This window comes from Streptomyces sp. NBC_01352, from assembly GCF_036237295.1.
GTDB classification, from domain to species: domain Bacteria; phylum Actinomycetota; class Actinomycetes; order Streptomycetales; family Streptomycetaceae; genus Streptomyces; species Streptomyces plumbiresistens.
Window position 1 is genome coordinate 523,378 of record NZ_CP108354.1, and the last position, 18,668, is coordinate 542,045.

Sequence of the window (18,668 nt, forward strand, 5' to 3'; positions counted from 1 at the left end):
CTGTCTCAGCCCTGTGGGACAGGTACGGCGGCATCGTCCTGACCGTCGAAGTAGGCCTGTTCTGCGCGGGCGAGGAAGGTCGGGTCGGCGGGTTCGCCACGGACCGCGATGCCGCCCTCGTGCAGCACGACCACCTCGTGGCAGGCGGACGCGGCGCGGCCGAGGGACTGCTCCAGCAGGACGATCGTCATGCCCTCGCGGGCGAGGCGGCCGATACGGGCGTACACCTCGTCGACCATCGCGGGGGACAGTCCGAGCGCCGGTTCGTCGACGATCAGCAGGTCCGGCCGTGCCATCAGGGCCCGGGCGATCGCCAGGACCTGCTGCTCGCCTCCGGAGAGCCCGGCGGCAGGCATCCCCATGCGTTCGCGCAGTCGAGGTGGCAGCCACTGCGTGGTCTCCGCGAGCCGTGCTCGCAGCTCGGCCCCCCGGATGCCGGCGGCGTAGGCGGCGACCTCCAGGTTCTCGCGCAGGGAGAGCGTCTTGAACAGGGCGCGGCCCTCGGGTACCAGCGCGGTGCGCAGGTCGTCCGCGGCGCTGCGTCGGCCCCGGGCGGGCGAGAGGCTCCCGTGCAGGATCCTGCCCAAGGTGCTCTTGCCCGCGCCGTTGGCGCCGACGACTCCGACCACGCTGCCCCGGGCAACGGTGATGCCGACCTCGCGCAGCGCGGTGACCCCACCATAGGCGTGGTCCACCGCGTCGAGGTGCACGGCGGGGCTCTCGGTGCCGTGCCGGGCGGGGAGTTCGTCGCGTGTGCCTCCCTGGCCGAGGTAGGAGGAGCGCACTCGGGGGTCGTCCAGGATCTCGCCGGGACCGCCCTCGCCGATCGGCCGGCCGAAGTCGAAGGCGACCACCCGATGGGCTACGGCGAACAGGTCGTCGAGGACGTGGTCGATGATCACGACGGCTGTGCCGTGTTCCTGTTGCCGCACGATCTGCCGCGTCAGCAGTGCGCGTTCGGTGGCGTCGAGGCCGCCGAACGGCTCGTCCAGGATGAGCAGTCCGGGTTCCTCAGCGAGCGCCCGGGCCAGGTCGAGGCGCTTGTGCAGGCCGAACGGCAGGTCGGCCGGGTAGCGGTCCGCGACGTGCGCGAGACCGAAGCGGTCCAGGAGTTCGGCGGCCCGGTCCCGGTCGTGCGCGGTGATACGGCGACGGGTGCAGAGCACGTTCTCCAGGACGGTCAGCTCGGGGAACGTCTCGGCGTGCTGGAAGGTGCGCCCGATGCCGAGCCGGCGGCGAGCGGTGGCCCGGCTCTTCAGCAGGGGCTTGCCCTCGTAATGGGCGCTGCCCGCCACCCGTCCGCCTCCGACGAGGCCGGACAGGACGTTCAACAGGGTCGTCTTGCCCGCGCCGTTGGGCCCGATGATGGCGAGGGTCTCGCCGGCCCGCACGGACAAGGAGGCGCCCTCGAGCGCCTTGAGCCCGCCGAAGGTGACCGCGATCTCCTCAAGTCGCAGCAGTTCCTCCGCGGTTGCCGCCGGTGCCGGCACGCGCTGCGGGGACTCCTCGGGCGGCACCACCGGTGTCGCGGGGCGCGCGGACGGACGCCGCAGCAGCCGACGCGCCGTGCGTCCGAGGAAGAGCACCACTCCGCCCGGCAGGAACAGCAACGCGGCGATGAGGACGGCCCCCTGAAGGATCGGCTGCGCCACTCCGGCGCTTTCGGCCACGGTCGGGGCCCAGGTGAGGTAGGCGCCGCCGACGACCGCGCCCAGCAGCGTGCCCGCGCCGCCGAGCACGCACGCGGAGATGAGGGCGATCGCCAGTGCCAGGGAGAAGGGGTCGGGGCTGACGAATCCGACGACCAGGGCGAGCAGCACACCCGCCAGCGCTGCGAACACGGCGCTGGCCGCGAAGGCCAGCGCCGACTGGGCCTCGGGGGCGATCCCGATCGAACGGGCGGCCATCGGATGGGACTTGGCGGCGACCAGCCGCATCCGCAGGGCGCTGGGCCGGGCCACCGCGGCCGCGGCGAGCGCGATCCCGGCGGCACCCACCGCGAGGTACTGCGCCTGGGTGCCGGCACTGGCCACCGTGCCCAGGCCCAGGGCACTGTGCAGTTCCTCCATCGGAATGCCCTGGTCGCCACCGGTCACGCCGGTCCACTGGCCCATGACCTCCAGCGACACCATGGTGAACGCGAGCGTGAGCAGTGCGACGTACAGCATCGAGAAGCGGGCACCCGCGGCCCCCAGGAACGCCCCGAAGGCCGCGGCGCACCCGGTCGCGCCGAGCAGCACGAGCTCCAGCGACCAGCCGTGCGTGCTGCCGTACGCCGCGAAGTAGGCGCCCAGGGCGAAGAACGCGGGGTGGGCGATCGACCAGATGCCGGCCCATCCGGCGAGCAGGTTCACCGAGAGGACGAGGATCGTGTAGATGGCCGCGAGGCCCACGGAATAGGCCTGGTAGGGCGGGATGGCGCCGGTGTTCAGCACGACGAGGAGCACGGCCGCGGCGAGCGGCCCGAGCGCCGCCTTGGTGACGGTGGAGCGACTGACGAGCGAGAGCGTGGAACGGCTGACGAGGGAGTTGCTGGATCGACTGACGACGGACATGGACCGCTCCCTCAGACCCGCTGGAAGGTGCGCACGCCGAACAGCCCCTGCGGGCGGATCAGCAGCACGAGGATGGTGAACGAGAAGACGAACGTGTCGCGGTAGCCGGCCGAGACATAACCTGCGGCCAGGTTGTCCAGGACGCCGACCGTCAGTCCGCCGATGACGGCCCCGTACATGCTGGTCAGACCGCCGAGGAAGATCCCGGCGAAGGCGCGGAACAGCGGCGCGCTGAGTACGGTCGGCACCAGTCCGGCCCGGGGCGCGTACAGGAAGGCGGCGAGCGCCGCGAGGCCGAGCCCGAGCGCCCAGGCGATCCGGGCGATGCGCTGCGAACCGAGGCCGAGGATTCGCGCGGTGTCGGCGGACTCCGCGACGGCGCGCATCGCGGTACCGATGCTGGTGCGTCCGAAGAGATACGCCACCAGAGCCATCGCGACGGCGGCCACCGCGATGGTCAGCAGGCTCTGTGCCGGTATCGCGGCGCTCCCGAGGGAGACGGAGCCCTCCACCAGGCTCGGGAAGAGCCGTGGCTGGTCGTCCCAGATCGTGCTGATGACGCTCTCCGCGATGAGTGAGACGCCCATGGTCATGACGAGCGCCGAGAGGAGTTCCCCCTGTGCGAGCGGCCTGATCACCGCTTCGCGGGCCACCAGGCCGACCGCTGCGGTCGTGACGATCGCCGCCACGGCGGCCAACAGCAGGGGCAGACCGCGCTCGTTCAGCGCCAGCGCCGCGTACAGCCCGACGGTCGCCAGGCTGGCGAGGGCGAAGTTGACCACGTCGGTCGCCCGGTAAATGATCACCAGCCCGAGGCCCATCAGGCCGTACACCGCACCACTGGCGAGACCGCTCACCAGGATGAGCAGGAACTGATCCACGTCGACCGTCTCCTCGCACCCAAGACCCGCGCGCCCGGCATACTCAGCAGCACTCGCGCGCATTACAAACTGAACTCAATTCATGAACCGTAAGCAACGGGCCGGGGAGGGGCAATACCCGTGCACGAGTTGGTTCGAGCGCTTTCGACCATGGAGAGTCGGGACCGACACCCCCGGCCTGGCCCGGCCCGGCCCGGTCAGGCCGTGAAGCGGCCGCCGTTGGCCAGCAGCACCGCGCCGACCAGGTTCACCGAGGCCTCGCTCGCGAGGAACAGGGCGATGTCGGCGATCTCCTCGGGCGTCGCATAAGGGCGCACCCGGGGGTCGGCGAAGCCGCTGCGCAGGACCTCGGGCGTGCGCGCCGCCATCCCGGTCTCCGTCGGGCCGGGCGCGACCACGTTCACGCGAATCCCGGACGCGATGACCTCCTTGGCCACCGCCTGACTCAACGCGTGCACCCCCGCCTTCGAAGCCGCGTAATGGGGATAACCGACCGGGGTGTCGAAGGCCGAGGAGGAGCCGATGACGACGATCGCACCCGCCCCCACCGGCCGCATCGCCCGCACCGCGGCCCGCAGCACATGGAAGGTGCCGTCCAGGTTGACGCGCGTGACGCGCCGCCAGGCCGCGTCGTCGAGGCGGTCGGTCACCTCGATGGGCCGCCCCTCGACCAGGGCGTCCGCGATGAGCTGCTTGGCCTGCGGGTCGTCGACGCCAGCCGCGTGCACGACGACGTCCAGCCGCCCGTGTTGGCGCAGTATGTCCTCGACGACCGCGTCGACCGCGGCGGCGTCCGCAACGTCGAGCGACACCGCACGGCCGGCCGTCAGCTCCTTGGCGACGGCCTCGGCCCCTCCGCCGTTCACGTCCGCGACGACCACGGCCCGCGCCCCCTCCGCGGCCACCTGCCTGGCGACCGCCGCCCCCATCCCGGAGGCGGCCCCCGTCACCAGTACGACGCCGCCCTCGAACCGGGCCCCTCGCTCATTCCCGTCCATCCCGCCCACTCCCTCTCGGCCGCGTTACGGCGTCGGCCCATCGTTCCTGAACTGACTTCACCTCTGTTATCGTCTCCGGCGGCCAACTGACAAGACCCGGGACGGTGTGCATGCAAGCGGTGCGGCTGACTGAATGGGGCCGGGAACCGGCGCTCGCCGAGCTGGAGCGCCCGGTACCGCGCGGGACCGAGGTGCTGGTGCGGGTCGACGCCGCAGGGCTGTGCCAGTCCGACGTCCATGTCATCGACGCGGCCGAAGGGGCACTCCCCTACCGGCCGCCGTTCACCCTCGGCCACGAGGTCGCCGGTCGCGTGGCGGCCCTCGGCCCGCACGCCGAAGGAACGGCGGCGGGTGAACGCGTGGTGGTCTACGGCCCGTGGGGCTGCGGGAACTGCACCCGCTGTGCCGCCGGCCGGGACAACTACTGCGACCGCCGGGGCGACCTCGGCTGGCACGGGGTCGGGCTCGGCCGGGACGGCGGGATGGCCGGGTACCTCCTCGTCCCCTCCGCCCGCCACCTGGTGCCGATCGGTGACCTGTCCGCCGCGCAGGCGGCGCCGCTCTCCGATGCGGGCCTGACGTCGTATCACGCCCTCGCCGGGGTGCGGCACGCGCTCGGTGAGGGCACCGTCGCCCTGGTCATCGGTGTCGGCGGGCTCGGGCACCTGGCCGTGCAGATGGTGCGTGCGACCACCCCGAGCCGGGTGCTGGCGGTCGACATCCGCGAGGAGGCGGTGGACCTCGCCCTGCGGTCCGGCGCGCATCTCGGCGTCCCGATGGGGGCGGACACGGCCAAGGTGCTCAGGGCGGAGACCGCCGGTGTGGGAGTCGACGCCGTCCTCGACTTCGTCGGCAACGAGGCGACGTTCACCCTCGCCGTCGATCTGCTGCGCCCCGGCGGGGAACTGGCGGTGGTCGGCAGCGGCGGCGGCCGGCTGACGGTACGCAAGCCGGGCTTCCTTCCCGCGGGCTTCCGGCTCTCCCTGCCGTTCTGGGGCACCCGCCCCGAACTCGCCGAGGTCATCGCCCTGGCACGCGCGGGCTCACTCCACGTCGAGACCGAGCAGTTCCCCCTGTCCGCGGCGCCCGAGGCATTCGGGCGGCTGCGCCAGGGGCGGGTACGAGGCCGAGCGGTTCTGCTGCCCGACTGACACGTGCCTCCTGCCCTCCGCGCCGATGGACGCCGATCGACGCTGATTGAAGAGACGCGATCAATCGTGTGCACGACTGTTGCCTGCCGGACCCGGCACGCTTACATTCACCTGAACTGAACTCAGGTTGTACGGCATGGAGGCGCGGTGCGAGCCGCAGCCCGGTCGACAGGAGAAGTGCCATGAGTCGTCGCAGAACCAGCTCCAAGGGCCGTACCCGCACCACAACGGCCCTGTTCACCACCGCCGCACTCCTCGCCCTGGCGGCGTGCGGCGGCAACTCCGACGCCGGGAGCCCGGCCAAGGCGGCGGGCGGCAACCCCGCCGGCGTCACGGCGGCCGAGGAAGTCCTCGCCCAGTACGCGAAGCGTCCGACGAGCATCGGCATCACCCAGCCGGTGGGCAAACCGATCCCGGCCGGCAAGAAGATCGACTTCATCCTGTGCGGCGTGCAGTCCTGCCAGGACCTGGCGAACTACTTCACCCAGGCGGCCAAGGTGCTCGGCTGGACCGTCAACAAGATCCCCACCCAGGGCACCCCGCAGTCCGTGCAGGCCGCCTGGACGCAGGCGGTGCGCAACAAGCCCGACGCGGTCATCGCCTCCGGATTCCCGCGCAGCGTGTTCGCCAAGCAGTTGAAGCAGCTCAAGGACATGAACATCCCCGTCGTCGAGTCCTCCACGGACGACACCCCGGGCGACGGCATCAGCATGCTCATCGACGGGCCCGACGTCGTGGACGTCGAGGGCAAGATCATGGCGTCCTGGGTCACCTCCGACAGCGGGGGCGACGCCGACACCGTCTACTTCGACCTGCCGGTCTACGGCATCCTCAAGCCGGTCGCCGACACCTTCCGCAGCGACTACGAGAAGTGGTGCGCCGGCTGCGGATACGACAAGGTCGACGTGCCGATCAGCGCGATCGGCAAGGACATGCCGGACCGCGTGGTCTCCTACGTCCGCGCGCACCCCAAGGTCACCCACATCGCCTTCTCGCTCGCCCTGCTCAACGTGGGCGTGCCGGCCGCGCTGCGGGCCGCCGGTCTGCAGAACAAGGTCCACACGATCGTCAACGTCGGCGAGTCCACGAACTACCAGTACATCGAGTCGGGTCAGACACAGGCCGCTGTCGCGTTCAACAACATCGAGAACGCGTGGGCGCAGGCCGACGGGCTGGCACGGCACTTCACCGGCCAGTCGATGAAGGTGACGCAGGACGCCGAGCTGCCGTTCATGCTCATCGACAAGGACAACCTGATCTCGACGAAGACGGATTTCCCGCTCGTCGAGGACTACCAGGCCCAGTTCAAGAAGCTGTGGGGCAAGAGCTGACGTCGGTCCCCGACGTCCTTCCACCGCAGCACTGACGCTTCGCACTACTGAAGCTACTTCAGCTTGGCTCACGACCCGATCGCGCGACGAGGCGCATATGGGAGTCACCGCATGTCCACACAGCTACTCAATCTCACCTGTTCCCGTTCCCTTCACCCCCTGACCGCCCCCGAGCGCCCGCGAGTGGAGGTGGGCGCGTGATGGGCAAGGTGATCGAGGCCGACTGGGTGGTCGTCGGCGGTGGCAGCGCGGGAAGCGTGCTGGCCGCCCGGCTGAGCGAGGACCCCGCCCAGCAGGTCGTGCTCCTCGAGGCCGGACCGGACTGGCGGTCCGCCGAGGCCCCGCCCGAGATGCGCAGCATGAACGGCTGGCGGGCGCTGGACGAGACGGCGTGCGCACCGTTCCAGTGGCCCGGTCTGGAGTCACGGCGCAGCAGCGCTCAAGAGCGCCGCCCGCATGTGCGCGGCCGGGGTCTGGGCGGCTCGTCGTCGGTGAACGGAATGATCGCGATCCGCGCGCTGCCCGACGACTACGACCGCTGGGCGTCCTACGGCTGTCCCGGCTGGTCGTACGAGGAGATGCTGCCGTACCTGCGGCGCATGGAGAGCGACGCGGACTTCGGCGACCGGCCCCACCACGGCGCCGACGGGCCGATCCCGGTGCAGCGGCTCGGGCGCGAGGCATGGGGCCCCGCCGACCACGCGCTCGCCGAAGCCGCGCTGCACCTCGGCCACCCGTGGTGCGACGACCACAACGGCCCCACGGGCACCGGCGTTTCGCCCTACGGCATCAACGCCCGCGACGGCGCTCGGGTCACCGCCAACGACGGCTACCTGGAGCCCGCCCGGCAGCGGCCGAACCTGCGGATCGTGGGTGACGCGACGGTCGACCAGGTGATCGTCGAGGGCGGTCGCGCGGTGGGGGTGCGGGTGCGTGTGGAAGGCACCTGGACGCAGGTCCGCGCCGCGCGGGTCGTGCTCTGCGCCGGGGCCGTGCACTCCCCCTCGATCCTGCTGCGTTCCGGCATCGGACCGGGCGGTCCGGTGGCGTCGCTGCCGGTCGGTGAGGGCATGCAGGAGCACCCGCTGGCGCTGTTCTGGCTCCACCAGCGTCCCGAGGCACGGCCCGGCCTGGACGAACGGCAGACCAACTGCTGTCTGCGCTACTCGTCCCGGCTCGCGGGCGCCGGCGAGAACGACATGATGATCGTGTCGATCAACCAGACCCTCGCCATGCCCGACATGAACGACTCGCACCTGGTGGCCGACGGGGCCCGCGGCACCTGGGGCGGTGCGGGCGGCGGCCACGTTTCGGGCGGTCCGGGGCTGCTCTGCCTGTGGGCCAACCAGGAGTTCTCCCGCGGCACACTGCGCCTGGCCTCACCCGACCCGGACGTCCACCCCGTCATCGAACAGGACCTGCTGCACAACCCCGGGGACCTGACACGGATGCGGGACGGCGTCCACCGCTGCCTGGAACTGGTCCGGTCCGGTTCGTTCGACACCGCCTTCGAGCACATCGCCCTCGACCTCGCCGGCACGGGCATCGACGCGCTCGCGGACGACACCGCCATCGACCGGTGGCTGCTGGAGACGATCGGCGACACCGGCCACATCTGCGGCACCTGCCGCATGGGCGCGCCCGACGACCCGCGCGCGGTGGTCGACCCGGCCGGCCGCGTGCTCGGCGTCGAAGGGCTGTGGGTCGCCGACGCCTCGGTCTTCCCCGAGGTGCCGCGGGCCAACACCAACCTGCCGACCATCGCCGCCGCGGAACGGCTCGCGGACCTCATGACAGGTCGCACGAACCCGATCACCGCAGTCGAGGGCCTGGCCGTACCGGGCGGGTCGTGATCGGGATGCCGGACACAGTGACGACAAGACCGGTGCTGAGCATCACCGGACTGTCCAAGCGTTTCGGCGGGACCCAGGCGCTGAGGGACGTCGACCTGGACATCGCGCAAGGCGAGATCCACGCCCTGGTCGGCCCCAACGGCTCCGGCAAGTCGACCCTCATCAAGATCCTCGCCGGCTACCACCAGGCCGACGCGGGAGCCGACGCCCGGCTGGACGGTGAGCCCTTCGAACTCGGCTCGGACCACGACCGGCTGCGCTTCGTCCATCAGGAGCTGGGCCTGGTGGGCGAGTTGAGCGCGATGGACAACCTGGCCCTCAGCCGGGGCTTCGCCCGCAGCCGACTCGGCAACATCCGCTGGCGCGAGCAGGAGCACCGCACCGTGGAGCTCGTCCACCGGTTCGGCCTGGACATCGACGTGCGCCGCCCCCTGGTGGACGCCACGCCCGTGCAACGCACGGTGGTGGCCATCGCCGCCGCCCTCCAGGGATGGGAGGCCCGTCAGGGCCTGCTGGTGCTGGACGAACCGACCGCCGTACTCCCGCCGGGCGAGGTCGGCAAGCTCCTGGACATCGTGCGGGAGGTACGGCGAGGCGGGGCGAGCGTGCTGTACGTGTCGCACCGCCTCGACGAGATCTTCCAGGTGGCGGACCGGGTGACCGTCATCCGGGGCGGCCGGCGCATCGCCACCCGGCCCGTGCAGGGACTGACGCCGCAGAGCCTCGCCTCCCTCATGGCCGGCGAGGCGACGGAGCGTTCCGCCGAGCGCCCGAAGGTCCCGGCGCCTTCGCGGTCCGGTGAACCGGCCTTGGAAGCCCGGGAGTTGACCGGCGGTCCGCTCCGGGGGCTCGGGTTCTCCCTGGCGCGCGGTGAACTGCTCGGTATCGCCGGGCTCGCCGGTTCCGGTCACGACGTGCTGCCGTACGTCGTGACCGGCGCCTGGCCCGGTGACGTACAAGGGCAGTTGCGCTGTCCCGCCCGGTCGCCGGAGTGGTCCGACGCCTCCCGCGCCGCCCGCCTCGGCATCCCCCTGGTGCCCGGCGACCGGGCCGCCCACGGTGTGATCGCCGATTTCAGCGTCGCCGAGAACCTCACGCTGCCGCTGCTGTCCCGGCTCCGTACGGGACGACGCTTCCTCGACGGCCGGCACGAAGCCGCAGTCGTCGACGACTGGGTGGAGCGGGTCGGGATCCGTACCGCCGGCCCCGACGCCCCTATCACCACACTCAGCGGGGGTAACCAGCAGAAGGTCGTCATGGCCCGCTGCCTGGCCCTCGAACCCGAGGTGCTGGTGCTGTGCGAGCCGACGGCCGGTGTCGACATCGCCACCCGGCTCCAGCTCTACGACCTGATCAAGGAGCAGGCGGCCCAAGGACTCGGCGTCATCGTCTCCTCGTCGGACGTGGGCGACCTGCTCGCCCTGTGCACCCGGGTCCTCGTGCTGCGCGACGGCCAGGTCGTACGGGAGATCGCCGGTGAGGCCATCACCGAGCCGACGCTCGTCCATGCCATGGAAGGAACCGAAGAATGAGCACCACCGCCGCCGAACCCACCGGCACCGGCCCGTCCGTCGGCGAGTCGACACAGGCGCCACCCGCCGCGCCACCGACTCGACCCCCGCTGGGACGCCGTGCGCTGACGGGTCTGTCCTTCACGAACATCGGCGCGGTCTACGTGTGGATCGTGATCATCGTGGTGTTCTCGTTCTGGGCGCCGGACACGTTTCCCACCTGGCAGACCTTCCAGCAGATACTCAACAGCAACGCGGTGACCGGCCTGGTCGCGTTGAGCGTGGTGCCGCCGCTGGCCGCGCGCGTCTTCGACCTGTCACTCGCCTACACGATGTCGCTGACTGGAGTCATCACGGCCAAGGTGATCGTGTCCACGGACATCGGCGCCGGGGGCGCGATCGCCCTCGCCATGGGCACCGCCCTGGTGATCGGCGTGATCAACGGAATCGTCGTAGTGACGCTTCGGGTGGACTCGTTCATCGCGACCCTGGCGACCGGGTCACTCATCCAGGCCTTCATCACGATGTTCACCAACGGCACGTCGATCACCGGCGTCAAACTCCTGCGCGAACCCTTCGCAGGCATCGGGCAGAAGAGCGCGGGCGGCTTCACCATCCCCGTGCTCTACCTCCTGGTGGTGGCGATCGCGCTGTGGTTCATCCTGGAGCACACCGCGACCGGGCGCCGCCTGTACGCGACGGGCTTCAACTCGGACGCGGCGCGTCTGCAGGGCGTGCCCACCGACCGTCTTCGCTTCCTCACCCTCGTCGCGTCCTCGGCGATCGCCGGATGCGCGGGCGTCGTCTTCGCCTCGCAGATCGGCTCGGGCTCTCCCGAGGCCGGCACGCCCTATCTGCTGTCGTCGTACGCCGCCGCCTTCGTCGGCGCCACCCAGCTCCGCGCGGGCCGCTTCAACTCCTGGGGCACGGTCATCGCGGTCCTCCTGCTGGGCACCGGGACGGTGGGCCTCGGCCTCGCGACCTCCGCCCAGTGGGCCCCCAGCCTGTTCACCGGTCTCGTCCTGATCGTCGCCCTGGTCGTGACCGGCGGCCGGCTGGGCCTCCGCACGCGCCTGACCCGCCGCCGCGCACCTCGTAAGGAGGCCATCTGAGTCATCACCGCGATCAGGGTGCGCGGCCGGTGTGGCGGGCGCGGGGTCGGTAGCTGTCAACCCTGACGACCGGCGAGGTCCGGCCCCTCCCTGTTGCGGTCGCGTGAGGTCAAGTCCCTATTGCGGTCGCATGAGGTCAAGGTCGTCGCCCCACGCATCCAGCACCTCATCGTGTCCGGCTTCTCGGGCCGCCGTCTCGACAAGGGCGAAGAGGTGCCGTTGCAGGGGCACGTCACCCGTGGCCGAGACGCGGTCCACGGCACGGAGCAGTACGTCGGTGTCCCAGCCCGGCAGCGGGTGCCGGGCGAGCTCCCACTCCAGGTACTTGTTGTAGGGGCGGGGGCGACGGTCGATGGCGAACAGAAGCTCGAGCAGGAACCGGATGCTGTCGGCGGCGTCGAGACGAGCAGCGAGAGTCTGGCCGTCCCGGTGGTTCTTGACGGAGCGATAGAGCGAGTTGGCATAGGCATCCAGCCAGCCACGTGCGTCCTGGAATGCCTCATCGGCACCCAGACGAGCCTTGTCGGCGAGGATCCGGGCCAACTCTCCGTCAAGCCGGTCGAGCACGATCTGGGCACGGGCGAGGGCGTACCGTTCCCAACCGGGCATCCCGGCCTCACGGAACTCGGTGAGAGTGACGATGACGAGGTCGAGGGCGGCGCTACGGTGGTCCGCGAAGCGGGTCAGATCGGTCCTGGCGTCGTCGGCGACGACCACGTACAGGTCGTGGTCGGAGTACGGGGTGACCATGCCGTCGTGGGATTGGGACCCTTTGAGAACGAGGCCGACGACGGCTGGGTCAGCGGCAGCGAGTTCGACGAACGCGTCGTAGGTGAGAGGCTGCTGATCAGTCATCAGCGTGGATCTCCGGTGGAGTGATGACGGGTATACCTGCCGGGGCGACCTCGTTGCGAGGCACCCTGCACCGTCCGCGGCTGCACATGGCTGCCGCCCGGAGGATCAACGCACTTCTTGATTCTATCGCCCGGCCGGACCGTGGGGCGATGCGATTGTGGACCGTCGGGCAGGACATCGGCTTCGCCGCGGGTGAGGCTTAGGCGGCGGGAGCCGCCGGTTATCGAAGGAAGAAGTTGAGGAGAGCGTCGGTGCGCTTGCTGTAGGGGGCGTAGAGGAGGCGGGCGGCGTTGAAGCGGCCTTGGACGTAGATGCCCTTGGGGTGGCTGAGCGTCCGGAACCCTTCGATGCCGTGGTACTGGCCCATTCCGCTGGCGCCGACGCCGCCGAAGGGTAGGTCGTCCTGGCCGACGTGCATGATGGTGCCGTTGACGGTGACGTTGCCGGAGGTCGTGCGGTCGAGGACCTTGCGCCGGTCCGTGTCGTTGTTGCCGAAGTAGTAGAGCGCGAGCGGTCGGGGTCGTGCGTTGACGTAGTCGATGGCGTCGTCGATGTCGCGGTAGGGGAAGATCGGCAGGATGGGGCCGAAGATCTCCTCGTGGGCGATCCGCATGTCGTCGGTGACGCCGAGTACGACGGTCGGTGCGAGGGTGTGCGGGCGGTGGGCGGCCTCGCCCGGCCGGTGCCCGACTTCGATGATCCGTGCCCCGTGGTTACGGGCGTCCTCGATCAGGTCGGTGAGGATCGCGTACTGCTTGTCGTTGACGATCGAGGTGTAGTCCCTGCTGTTCGGGCCGTCGGGGTAGGCGGTCTTCACGAGGTGGTCGTAGCTGTCGATGAAGGTGTCGATCTCGGATTCGTGGACCAGGGCGTAGTCGGGGGCGATGCAGGTCTGCCCGCCGCTGAGGAGTTTGCCGAAGACGATGTCGGACACGGTCCGGTCGGTTACGTGTCCCTTGGCGACGATGGTCGGGGACTTGCCGCCCAGTTCCAGCGTGACGGGGACGAGGTTCTCGCTCGCCGCCTTCATCACGGCCCGTCCGACCTCGGTGCTGCCGGTGAAGACGAGATGGTCGAAGGGCAGGGAGGAGAACGCGGCACCGTCGCCGCTGACGATCGTGACCTGCTCCGGTGGGAAGAGCTCGCTCAGCATCGACGCGAGCACGGCGTTCGTCGCCGGGACGAACTTCGACGGCTTGAGCATGACGCGGTTGCCGGCGGCTATCGCGGTGACGACCGGCATCAGGGAGAGGTTGACGGGATAGTTCCACGGTGAGATGACCCCGACCACGCCGAGCGGCTGGTATTCGATGCGGTTGCTGCCGAAACGCATGGGCCAGGCGGTGTGCCGGCCGGTCGGGCGCATGAACCGACGGAGATGGCGCTGAAGGTAGTCGATGCCTTGGACGACGCCGCCGAGCTCCATCATCGCGGTCTCGTGGCGCGAGCGGTTTCCGAAGTCGGCATTGATGGCCTCCTCGATGGCGCTGCGCCGGGCGATCAGCGCCGCCTTGAACCTGCTCAGGTCGCTGCGCCGCGCAGCCAGTGAGGGCGCTCCGTCGCGGCGGTAGGCAGCGCGCTGAACGGCGAGCATGTGGCCGAAGCGCTCCGCGTCCGTGGGCTGTGGGGTGACTTCTGTGATGGTCACGATGGTGGTCCTTTGCTGCTGGTGGGGACGACGGAGGAGCAGTGCCGGCTACGGGCGGGCCATGCGGCCCATGAACCGGACGATCAGGCGGCGCGGCAGGAACTTGCCGGCGAGGGCGATCGGGCGGCCGTTGGTGATCACCGACGGGGGCGCGGAGCGGCGGTCGAGCGTGTCGAGGGCCGTCTTGACGACGTGCTCGGGGGTGACTCGCTTCGCGCCGTAGTCGGCCGTCTCGCTGCCGGCGGCGTCGTAGAACTCGGTCTTCGTGGCGCCGGGGCACAGGGCGAGGACGCGTAGACCGGTGCCACGGTTTTCCTCCCACAGCGATTCGGTGAAGCTGAGGACGAAGGCCTTGGTCGCGCCGTAGACGCTCAGGTACGGGGTGGGCTGGAAGCCCAGCAGGCTGGCGACGTTGATCAGGATGCCGGTGTCGGCGGAGGTCAGCGGGTCGATGTAGGCGCGGCTGAGGTCGACCAGCGCGCTGACGTTCAGCGCGATCATGCTCTGCAGGCGGTCCGGGTCCTCGTCGGTGAGGGCGTTGTGGGTGCCGAAGCCGGCGTTGTTGACCAGTCCGGTGGCGTGGATGCCGCGGGATTCGAGTTCGGCGCGCAGGGTGCGGCCGGCGTCGGGCCGGCCGAGGTCGCGGGCGACGACGTTCACCGTGACGCCGTGGGCGCGGGTGAGTTCGTCGGCCAGGTCCTTGAGCCGGTCCGCGCGGCGGGCGACGAGTACGAGATCCGCGCCGCGGCGGGCCAGCTGGTGGGCGAATTCCGCGCCGAGCCCGGAGCTGGCTCCGGTGACGATGACGGTCTGGCGGCGATAGTCGATTTTGCTCATGCCTGCACTCTACGCACATGCTTGCACTGAGTGCAAGTAGTTGCATCTAGCGAAGGGATGTACCATCGGTGCATGGCCCAGAAACCGACACCCCTCCGGGAACAGACCCGCTCGGTGGTCCGCGCGCTCCTCACCAAAACCGCCCTCGAACTGTTCGCGACCAAGGGGTACGACGACACGACACTCGAGGAGATCGCCGCCGCGGCGGGGGTCTCCAAACGGACCCTGTTCAACTACTTCCGCAATAAGGAGGACCTCGCGCTCAACGGCCTGTCCGAGCAGGGGGAATTGATCGCCGCGCGGCTCGCCGAGCGCCCGGCCGACGAGGATCCGTGGGCGTCGCTGCGTGCGGCGTTCCAGGTGCTCGAGGAGATGGACCTCACGGCCGAGCGCCGGCTCGAGATGACCACGCTTCTGTTCGGCAACGAATCCCTGCGCGCCGGCCACGCCGAGAAGCAGGCCCGCTGGCAGGACCTGTTCGCACCACTGATCGAGCCGCGCCTGCCCGACTCTGACCACCGCACCCTGCAGGCACGCGCGATCGCGGCCGCGGCGATCACCTGCCTCCAGGCAGCAACAGAAGAGTGGATGCGCCTGGGCGCACAGGCCGACATCTTCGACCTCTACGACACGGCCGTACAGGCCATCCGCCGCCCCGCCTCACCACCAGAGAAGACAACGACATGAGCAAGCGCCTGCCCCCCGCCGACCTGCCGAACATGGCCGCCGCCCTGCGCGCCGAACGCGCCGAGATGCTGGACTTCACCCGCGGCCTCACCGACGACGAATGGACCGCGCCCAGCGCGGCAGCCGGATGGCGCATCGCCGACGTCGTCGCCCACATCGGTGCTACAGCGCGCAGCTTCTACACACCCGCCGGGCTGCGCACGAGCTTCGCCGCCAGCCTCGAACAGGCGAACGAAGACCCCGTCGACCGACGGCGCAACTGGAGCCGTGCCCAGGTGATGGCCGAGTACCAGCGCGCCGGCCGGCGCGCCACCACACTCCTCAACGTCGTCAGACGCACACCCGCCGCCCGAGTACGGGCACAGATGGCCGAACTCGGCCGCCACCCCCTGGGTCTGATGATCGGCGGCGCACTCGTCTTCGACCACCACACCCACCTGCGCCACGACATGGCCCCAGCGCTCGGCCGACCCATACCGTCCACCGACGCGGACCGCATGCGCGCGGTCCTGACGTGGATGATCGCCGTACTGAGCAACCAGGTCGCGCAGGCGCCGGTCGCCGGGCTCGACGCCCGCGTCGCACTGACGCTCGCCGGCCCCGGCGGCGGGACCTGGTGGTTCGACGAGGCAGGCGCCCTGCCTCCCTCCGACGGCAAGGTCGCCGCGCACATAACCGCCCCCGCGCTGACCTTCCCCGACTGGGGCACGCAGCGGTCGTCGTGGCGCGACAGCGACGTGACGGTCACCGGCGACACCGAACTCGCCGCCCGCTTCCTCGACACCGTCAACGTCATCTGACCGGGACACCAGAGGCCCGCCTCACCTCCGAGGCAGCCCCGGACCGCCGGTTCGCCACTTCTGGTGGCGGCAAGTCCTGGCCGGGGTGCCTCGGCTTCCAAGGGGGCATCGTGAACCGCGGTCTCACCTCCAGCAGCCCGGCGCGGGCCCGGCCCGTAGGGTGCGGCCAAGGCGGCCCTGATCTCACTCACCCCCGGGGTGGGACTGCAGCAACAGTTCGGTGGCGGCAGGCAGCGCGCTGACGTCGTGATCGAGGCGACCACCGAGGACGAGGCCATCGCGGTAATGGACACGGTACTGCGGGCCATTCGCCGCATCGCGCAACATCGAGGACCGTTGGGCGACGGCTCGCCACATGTCGGCAAGGTGCGCGAGTACTACGGCATCACGACCGGCTGACACCGCCAGTACCTCCGACCGGACAGAGCTCCGGTCGCCTCGGTGGAGGGGCGTGGTTCTCCTGCACCGCGACGCCATCCCTGTGAACGGACATGGGTTGGCCCGACGCCGCGGTCACCCCGCTGGTCACCGCCGCCGTGCACGCCGGGTGGCTTATGAAGGTGAGATCCCCGCCTGCCGCTGCTGCCGCACCCGCCGCGTCATGACCGCACCGGGGATGGCGACCGCGAGCAGGACGGGGATCGCGGCGGCGATCCCGAACCAGAGGAAGATGGCGAGGTAACCGTAGGCAGCGTTCCCCACGTCCGCGTCCGCCTTCGCAAGGAGGACAAGGCTCACCGCGAACGCAACCACCACGAGGACCGCGATGACGACTGCGAGCCAGATGAGAATGCCGGCCCATCGTCGGTAGCCGTCGCTGACCCCCCGGGCTTGCAGTGGCGCGTACGCCCAGGGCGCACCGGGCATCTGGGCCGGGTGAGGGGCTGACTGCTGGTCAGACATGGGCCCAGTTCTACTGTGCGCGGCCCCGGAACACCACTCACCGCCGCAACACGCGCCGCGCCAGGGCGTTCCCCAGCCGGTACTCGGACAGTACTCGGACGATCCACGAAGCGGTCGGGCTCATTCACATCCCCGGAGCTGAGTGCAGTGCGTTGCCTCGCCCAGGTCGCTTCCGGCGGGAGCGGTACCGGGTGACCGGCACAGGGCCTTCCACAGTCGGTTGATGACGCGGATTGCGTTCCCTGTCGCCAACCCGGGCGCAGGCCCTACACTCCGACGTGACCTTCAACTCCCTTTCCAAACAGGGGTATTCGTGCCCGACAGCACATCCGCCGGAGCCGCGCAGGGTGCCGCCGGAGATGCGCGGCTGCTCGCGCTGCGCGCCGAAGTCGAGAAGATCGTCACCGAGGCCCAGATCGGTGCGCGGCGGGCGCAGCGACGCGCCAAGCTCTGGCACGCGGCCTATCTCAGCCTGGGGTTCCCCGCGGCGGTCCTCGCCGGCATCTCGGGCGCGGCGGGTCTGGCCTCCGCCGGGGCGCGGGTGACCGCGGCCATCCTGGCTCTCCTGGCCGCCGGGTTCTCGGCCGGGTCGACCTTCCTACGGGCGGACGCCCGCCACATGACGAACCTCCGAAGACGCTATGCCTGGCAGAATCTGGAGACGCGCGCCAGGCTCGTCCTGGCCTACGACGCCTACGAGGGCGCCGAGCACCTGCACATCGCCCTCCTGCGCCTGCACGAACTGCGCGCCGCCGTCCCGTCCAGCGCCCTGGTCCTGGCCGAGCAGCAGGCGCCGTCGTATCAGGCGCCTGCGGGCGTCCCCACGCCGACGATCCCGACGCAGACGCTTCCACTGTCCGCCGTCCTGCCGACGACGGTCACGGCACCGGTGGCACAGCCGCCCACGCTCCCCCAGCCGTCACCCGTCCCGTCGCCGGAGCCGACCGACCCGGTCGGCTGACGCGCACCCGCCCGGTCCGGAAACCGGTGCCGATCCGGCCGGCCAGCCCAGCCAGCCGCCAAGACGTCTTCGGCAGCTAGACACCGGCCATGCCGGGAGCATCGATTTTGTCGGTCGGCAGCAGAGACGTCGGTCGCCGTCGGCCTTCAGGGCCCGGGTGCCGGCAGGCGGGCGGCCCGTGCGCCGCCGGCCGAGAGCGAGAGGCGCGAGGAGCGACCCTCGCGGCGTGGAAGTCGACGGCAGCGGGCTTGTGCGGCCAGGCGCTCGTCGTCGCGCAGCAGGTCAACAGGAACCGCAGATCTGCGGCGACTCAGGGTCGCCCTGCGGTGCGGACCTGGCGGCCGAGACGGTCGGCCCCGCGGCGAGGGTGGCGGCCCAGGAGCGGCGCCCCTCGCCCAGGTGCTGGACCAGATCCAACCGGGCACGCTGCTGCCCGTAGTCCGCCATCCCCGAGACCACCCGAACTTCCGGCCAGGGGCGTGGCGATGACAGTCAGTCAGTGCACTGGTCGTAGCAATTCTTCGAAGCCGTGGCCCGGATTGGGCACTCATGCACTGTTTACGGCTTGGAGGAACCTACGAACCT

17 protein-coding genes are annotated in these 18,668 nt (G+C 70.6%); 9 read left to right on the forward strand and 8 right to left on the reverse strand.

Annotated elements, in window-relative coordinates; genetic code table 11:
• Window positions 1-5: 5 nt before the first annotated feature.
• From OG252_RS02650 to OG252_RS02660, 3 genes are all read right to left on the reverse strand, one after another.
• Window positions 6-2,555: a branched-chain amino acid ABC transporter ATP-binding protein/permease gene (locus OG252_RS02650; RefSeq protein ID WP_329333353.1), complete on the reverse strand. Its 2,550-nt coding sequence runs from the start codon at window positions 2,553-2,555 to the stop codon at window positions 6-8.
• An 11-nt stretch (window positions 2,556-2,566) separates the two neighbouring features.
• The gene (locus OG252_RS02655; RefSeq protein ID WP_266452181.1) at window positions 2,567-3,436 is read right to left on the reverse strand and encodes a branched-chain amino acid ABC transporter permease; all 870 of its coding nucleotides are present in this window, start codon (window positions 3,434-3,436) and stop codon (window positions 2,567-2,569) included.
• Window positions 3,437-3,633: 197 nt separating this feature from the next.
• On the reverse strand, window positions 3,634-4,434 hold the full coding sequence (locus OG252_RS02660) for an SDR family NAD(P)-dependent oxidoreductase (protein WP_329333356.1): 801 nt from the start codon (window positions 4,432-4,434) through the stop codon (window positions 3,634-3,636).
• A 110-nt stretch (window positions 4,435-4,544) separates the two neighbouring features.
• Between OG252_RS02660 and OG252_RS02665 the strand changes: the two genes are divergently transcribed.
• From OG252_RS02665 to OG252_RS02685, 5 genes are all read left to right on the forward strand, one after another.
• Window positions 4,545-5,585 (forward strand): NAD(P)-dependent alcohol dehydrogenase, encoded by a 1,041-nt coding sequence (locus OG252_RS02665; protein WP_329333358.1) that lies wholly within the window; start codon window positions 4,545-4,547, stop codon window positions 5,583-5,585.
• A 182-nt stretch (window positions 5,586-5,767) separates the two neighbouring features.
• Window positions 5,768-6,916: a substrate-binding domain-containing protein gene (locus tag OG252_RS02670; protein WP_329333360.1), complete on the forward strand. Its 1,149-nt coding sequence runs from the start codon at window positions 5,768-5,770 to the stop codon at window positions 6,914-6,916.
• Between the two features lie 200 nt (window positions 6,917-7,116).
• Window positions 7,117-8,769: a GMC family oxidoreductase gene (locus OG252_RS02675; RefSeq protein ID WP_329333362.1), complete on the forward strand. Its 1,653-nt coding sequence runs from the start codon at window positions 7,117-7,119 to the stop codon at window positions 8,767-8,769.
• 17 nt (window positions 8,770-8,786) lie between these two features.
• Window positions 8,787-10,301, forward strand: coding sequence for a sugar ABC transporter ATP-binding protein (locus tag OG252_RS02680; RefSeq protein WP_329333364.1), 1,515 nt, complete (start codon window positions 8,787-8,789; stop codon window positions 10,299-10,301).
• The gene (locus OG252_RS02685; protein ID WP_329333366.1) at window positions 10,298-11,392 is read left to right on the forward strand and encodes an ABC transporter permease; all 1,095 of its coding nucleotides are present in this window, start codon (window positions 10,298-10,300) and stop codon (window positions 11,390-11,392) included. The genes OG252_RS02680 and OG252_RS02685 overlap by 4 nt, the downstream gene beginning before the upstream one ends.
• 117 nt (window positions 11,393-11,509) lie before the next feature.
• On the opposite strand, the gene OG252_RS02690 is transcribed toward OG252_RS02685, so the two are convergent.
• The 3 genes from OG252_RS02690 to OG252_RS02700 all read right to left on the reverse strand — a co-directional run bounded on the left by OG252_RS02690 (window position 11,510) and on the right by OG252_RS02700 (window position 14,732).
• Window positions 11,510-12,247: a hypothetical protein gene (locus OG252_RS02690; RefSeq protein ID WP_329333367.1), complete on the reverse strand. Its 738-nt coding sequence runs from the start codon at window positions 12,245-12,247 to the stop codon at window positions 11,510-11,512.
• A 220-nt stretch (window positions 12,248-12,467) separates the two neighbouring features.
• Window positions 12,468-13,895 carry a coniferyl aldehyde dehydrogenase gene (locus OG252_RS02695; protein ID WP_329333369.1) on the reverse strand — a complete coding sequence of 476 codons (1,428 nt, stop codon included), beginning with the start codon at window positions 13,893-13,895 and terminating at the stop codon, window positions 12,468-12,470.
• Between the two features lie 48 nt (window positions 13,896-13,943).
• Window positions 13,944-14,732, reverse strand: coding sequence for an SDR family NAD(P)-dependent oxidoreductase (locus OG252_RS02700; RefSeq protein ID WP_329333371.1), 789 nt, complete (start codon window positions 14,730-14,732; stop codon window positions 13,944-13,946).
• A gap of 72 nt (window positions 14,733-14,804) precedes the next feature.
• Between OG252_RS02700 and OG252_RS02705 the strand changes: the two genes are divergently transcribed.
• The 3 genes from OG252_RS02705 (at window position 14,805) to OG252_RS02715 (ending at window position 16,618) form a co-directional block, all read left to right on the forward strand.
• The gene (locus tag OG252_RS02705; protein WP_329333373.1) at window positions 14,805-15,419 is read left to right on the forward strand and encodes a TetR/AcrR family transcriptional regulator; all 615 of its coding nucleotides are present in this window, start codon (window positions 14,805-14,807) and stop codon (window positions 15,417-15,419) included.
• Window positions 15,416-16,219, forward strand: a complete 804-nt coding sequence (locus OG252_RS02710) for a maleylpyruvate isomerase family mycothiol-dependent enzyme (RefSeq protein WP_329333375.1) — start codon at window positions 15,416-15,418, stop codon at window positions 16,217-16,219. The genes OG252_RS02705 and OG252_RS02710 overlap by 4 nt, the downstream gene beginning before the upstream one ends.
• 198 nt (window positions 16,220-16,417) lie before the next feature.
• A complete protein-coding gene (locus OG252_RS02715) occupies window positions 16,418-16,618 on the forward strand; it encodes a hypothetical protein (protein WP_329333377.1) in 201 nt (66 codons plus the stop codon).
• A gap of 153 nt (window positions 16,619-16,771) precedes the next feature.
• Here the strand turns inward: OG252_RS02715 and OG252_RS02720 are convergent, their stop codons facing one another.
• A complete protein-coding gene (locus OG252_RS02720; protein WP_329333378.1) occupies window positions 16,772-17,122 on the reverse strand; it encodes a hypothetical protein in 351 nt (116 codons plus the stop codon).
• A 313-nt stretch (window positions 17,123-17,435) separates the two neighbouring features.
• On the opposite strand from OG252_RS02720, the gene OG252_RS02725 reads away from it, so the two are divergent.
• The gene (locus OG252_RS02725) at window positions 17,436-18,083 is read left to right on the forward strand and encodes a hypothetical protein (protein WP_266452152.1); all 648 of its coding nucleotides are present in this window, start codon (window positions 17,436-17,438) and stop codon (window positions 18,081-18,083) included.
• A gap of 282 nt (window positions 18,084-18,365) precedes the next feature.
• Here OG252_RS02725 and OG252_RS02730 read toward each other — a convergent pair whose 3' ends face one another.
• A complete protein-coding gene (locus OG252_RS02730; RefSeq protein WP_329333381.1) occupies window positions 18,366-18,530 on the reverse strand; it encodes a hypothetical protein in 165 nt (54 codons plus the stop codon).
• Window positions 18,531-18,668: the final 138 nt, after the last annotated feature.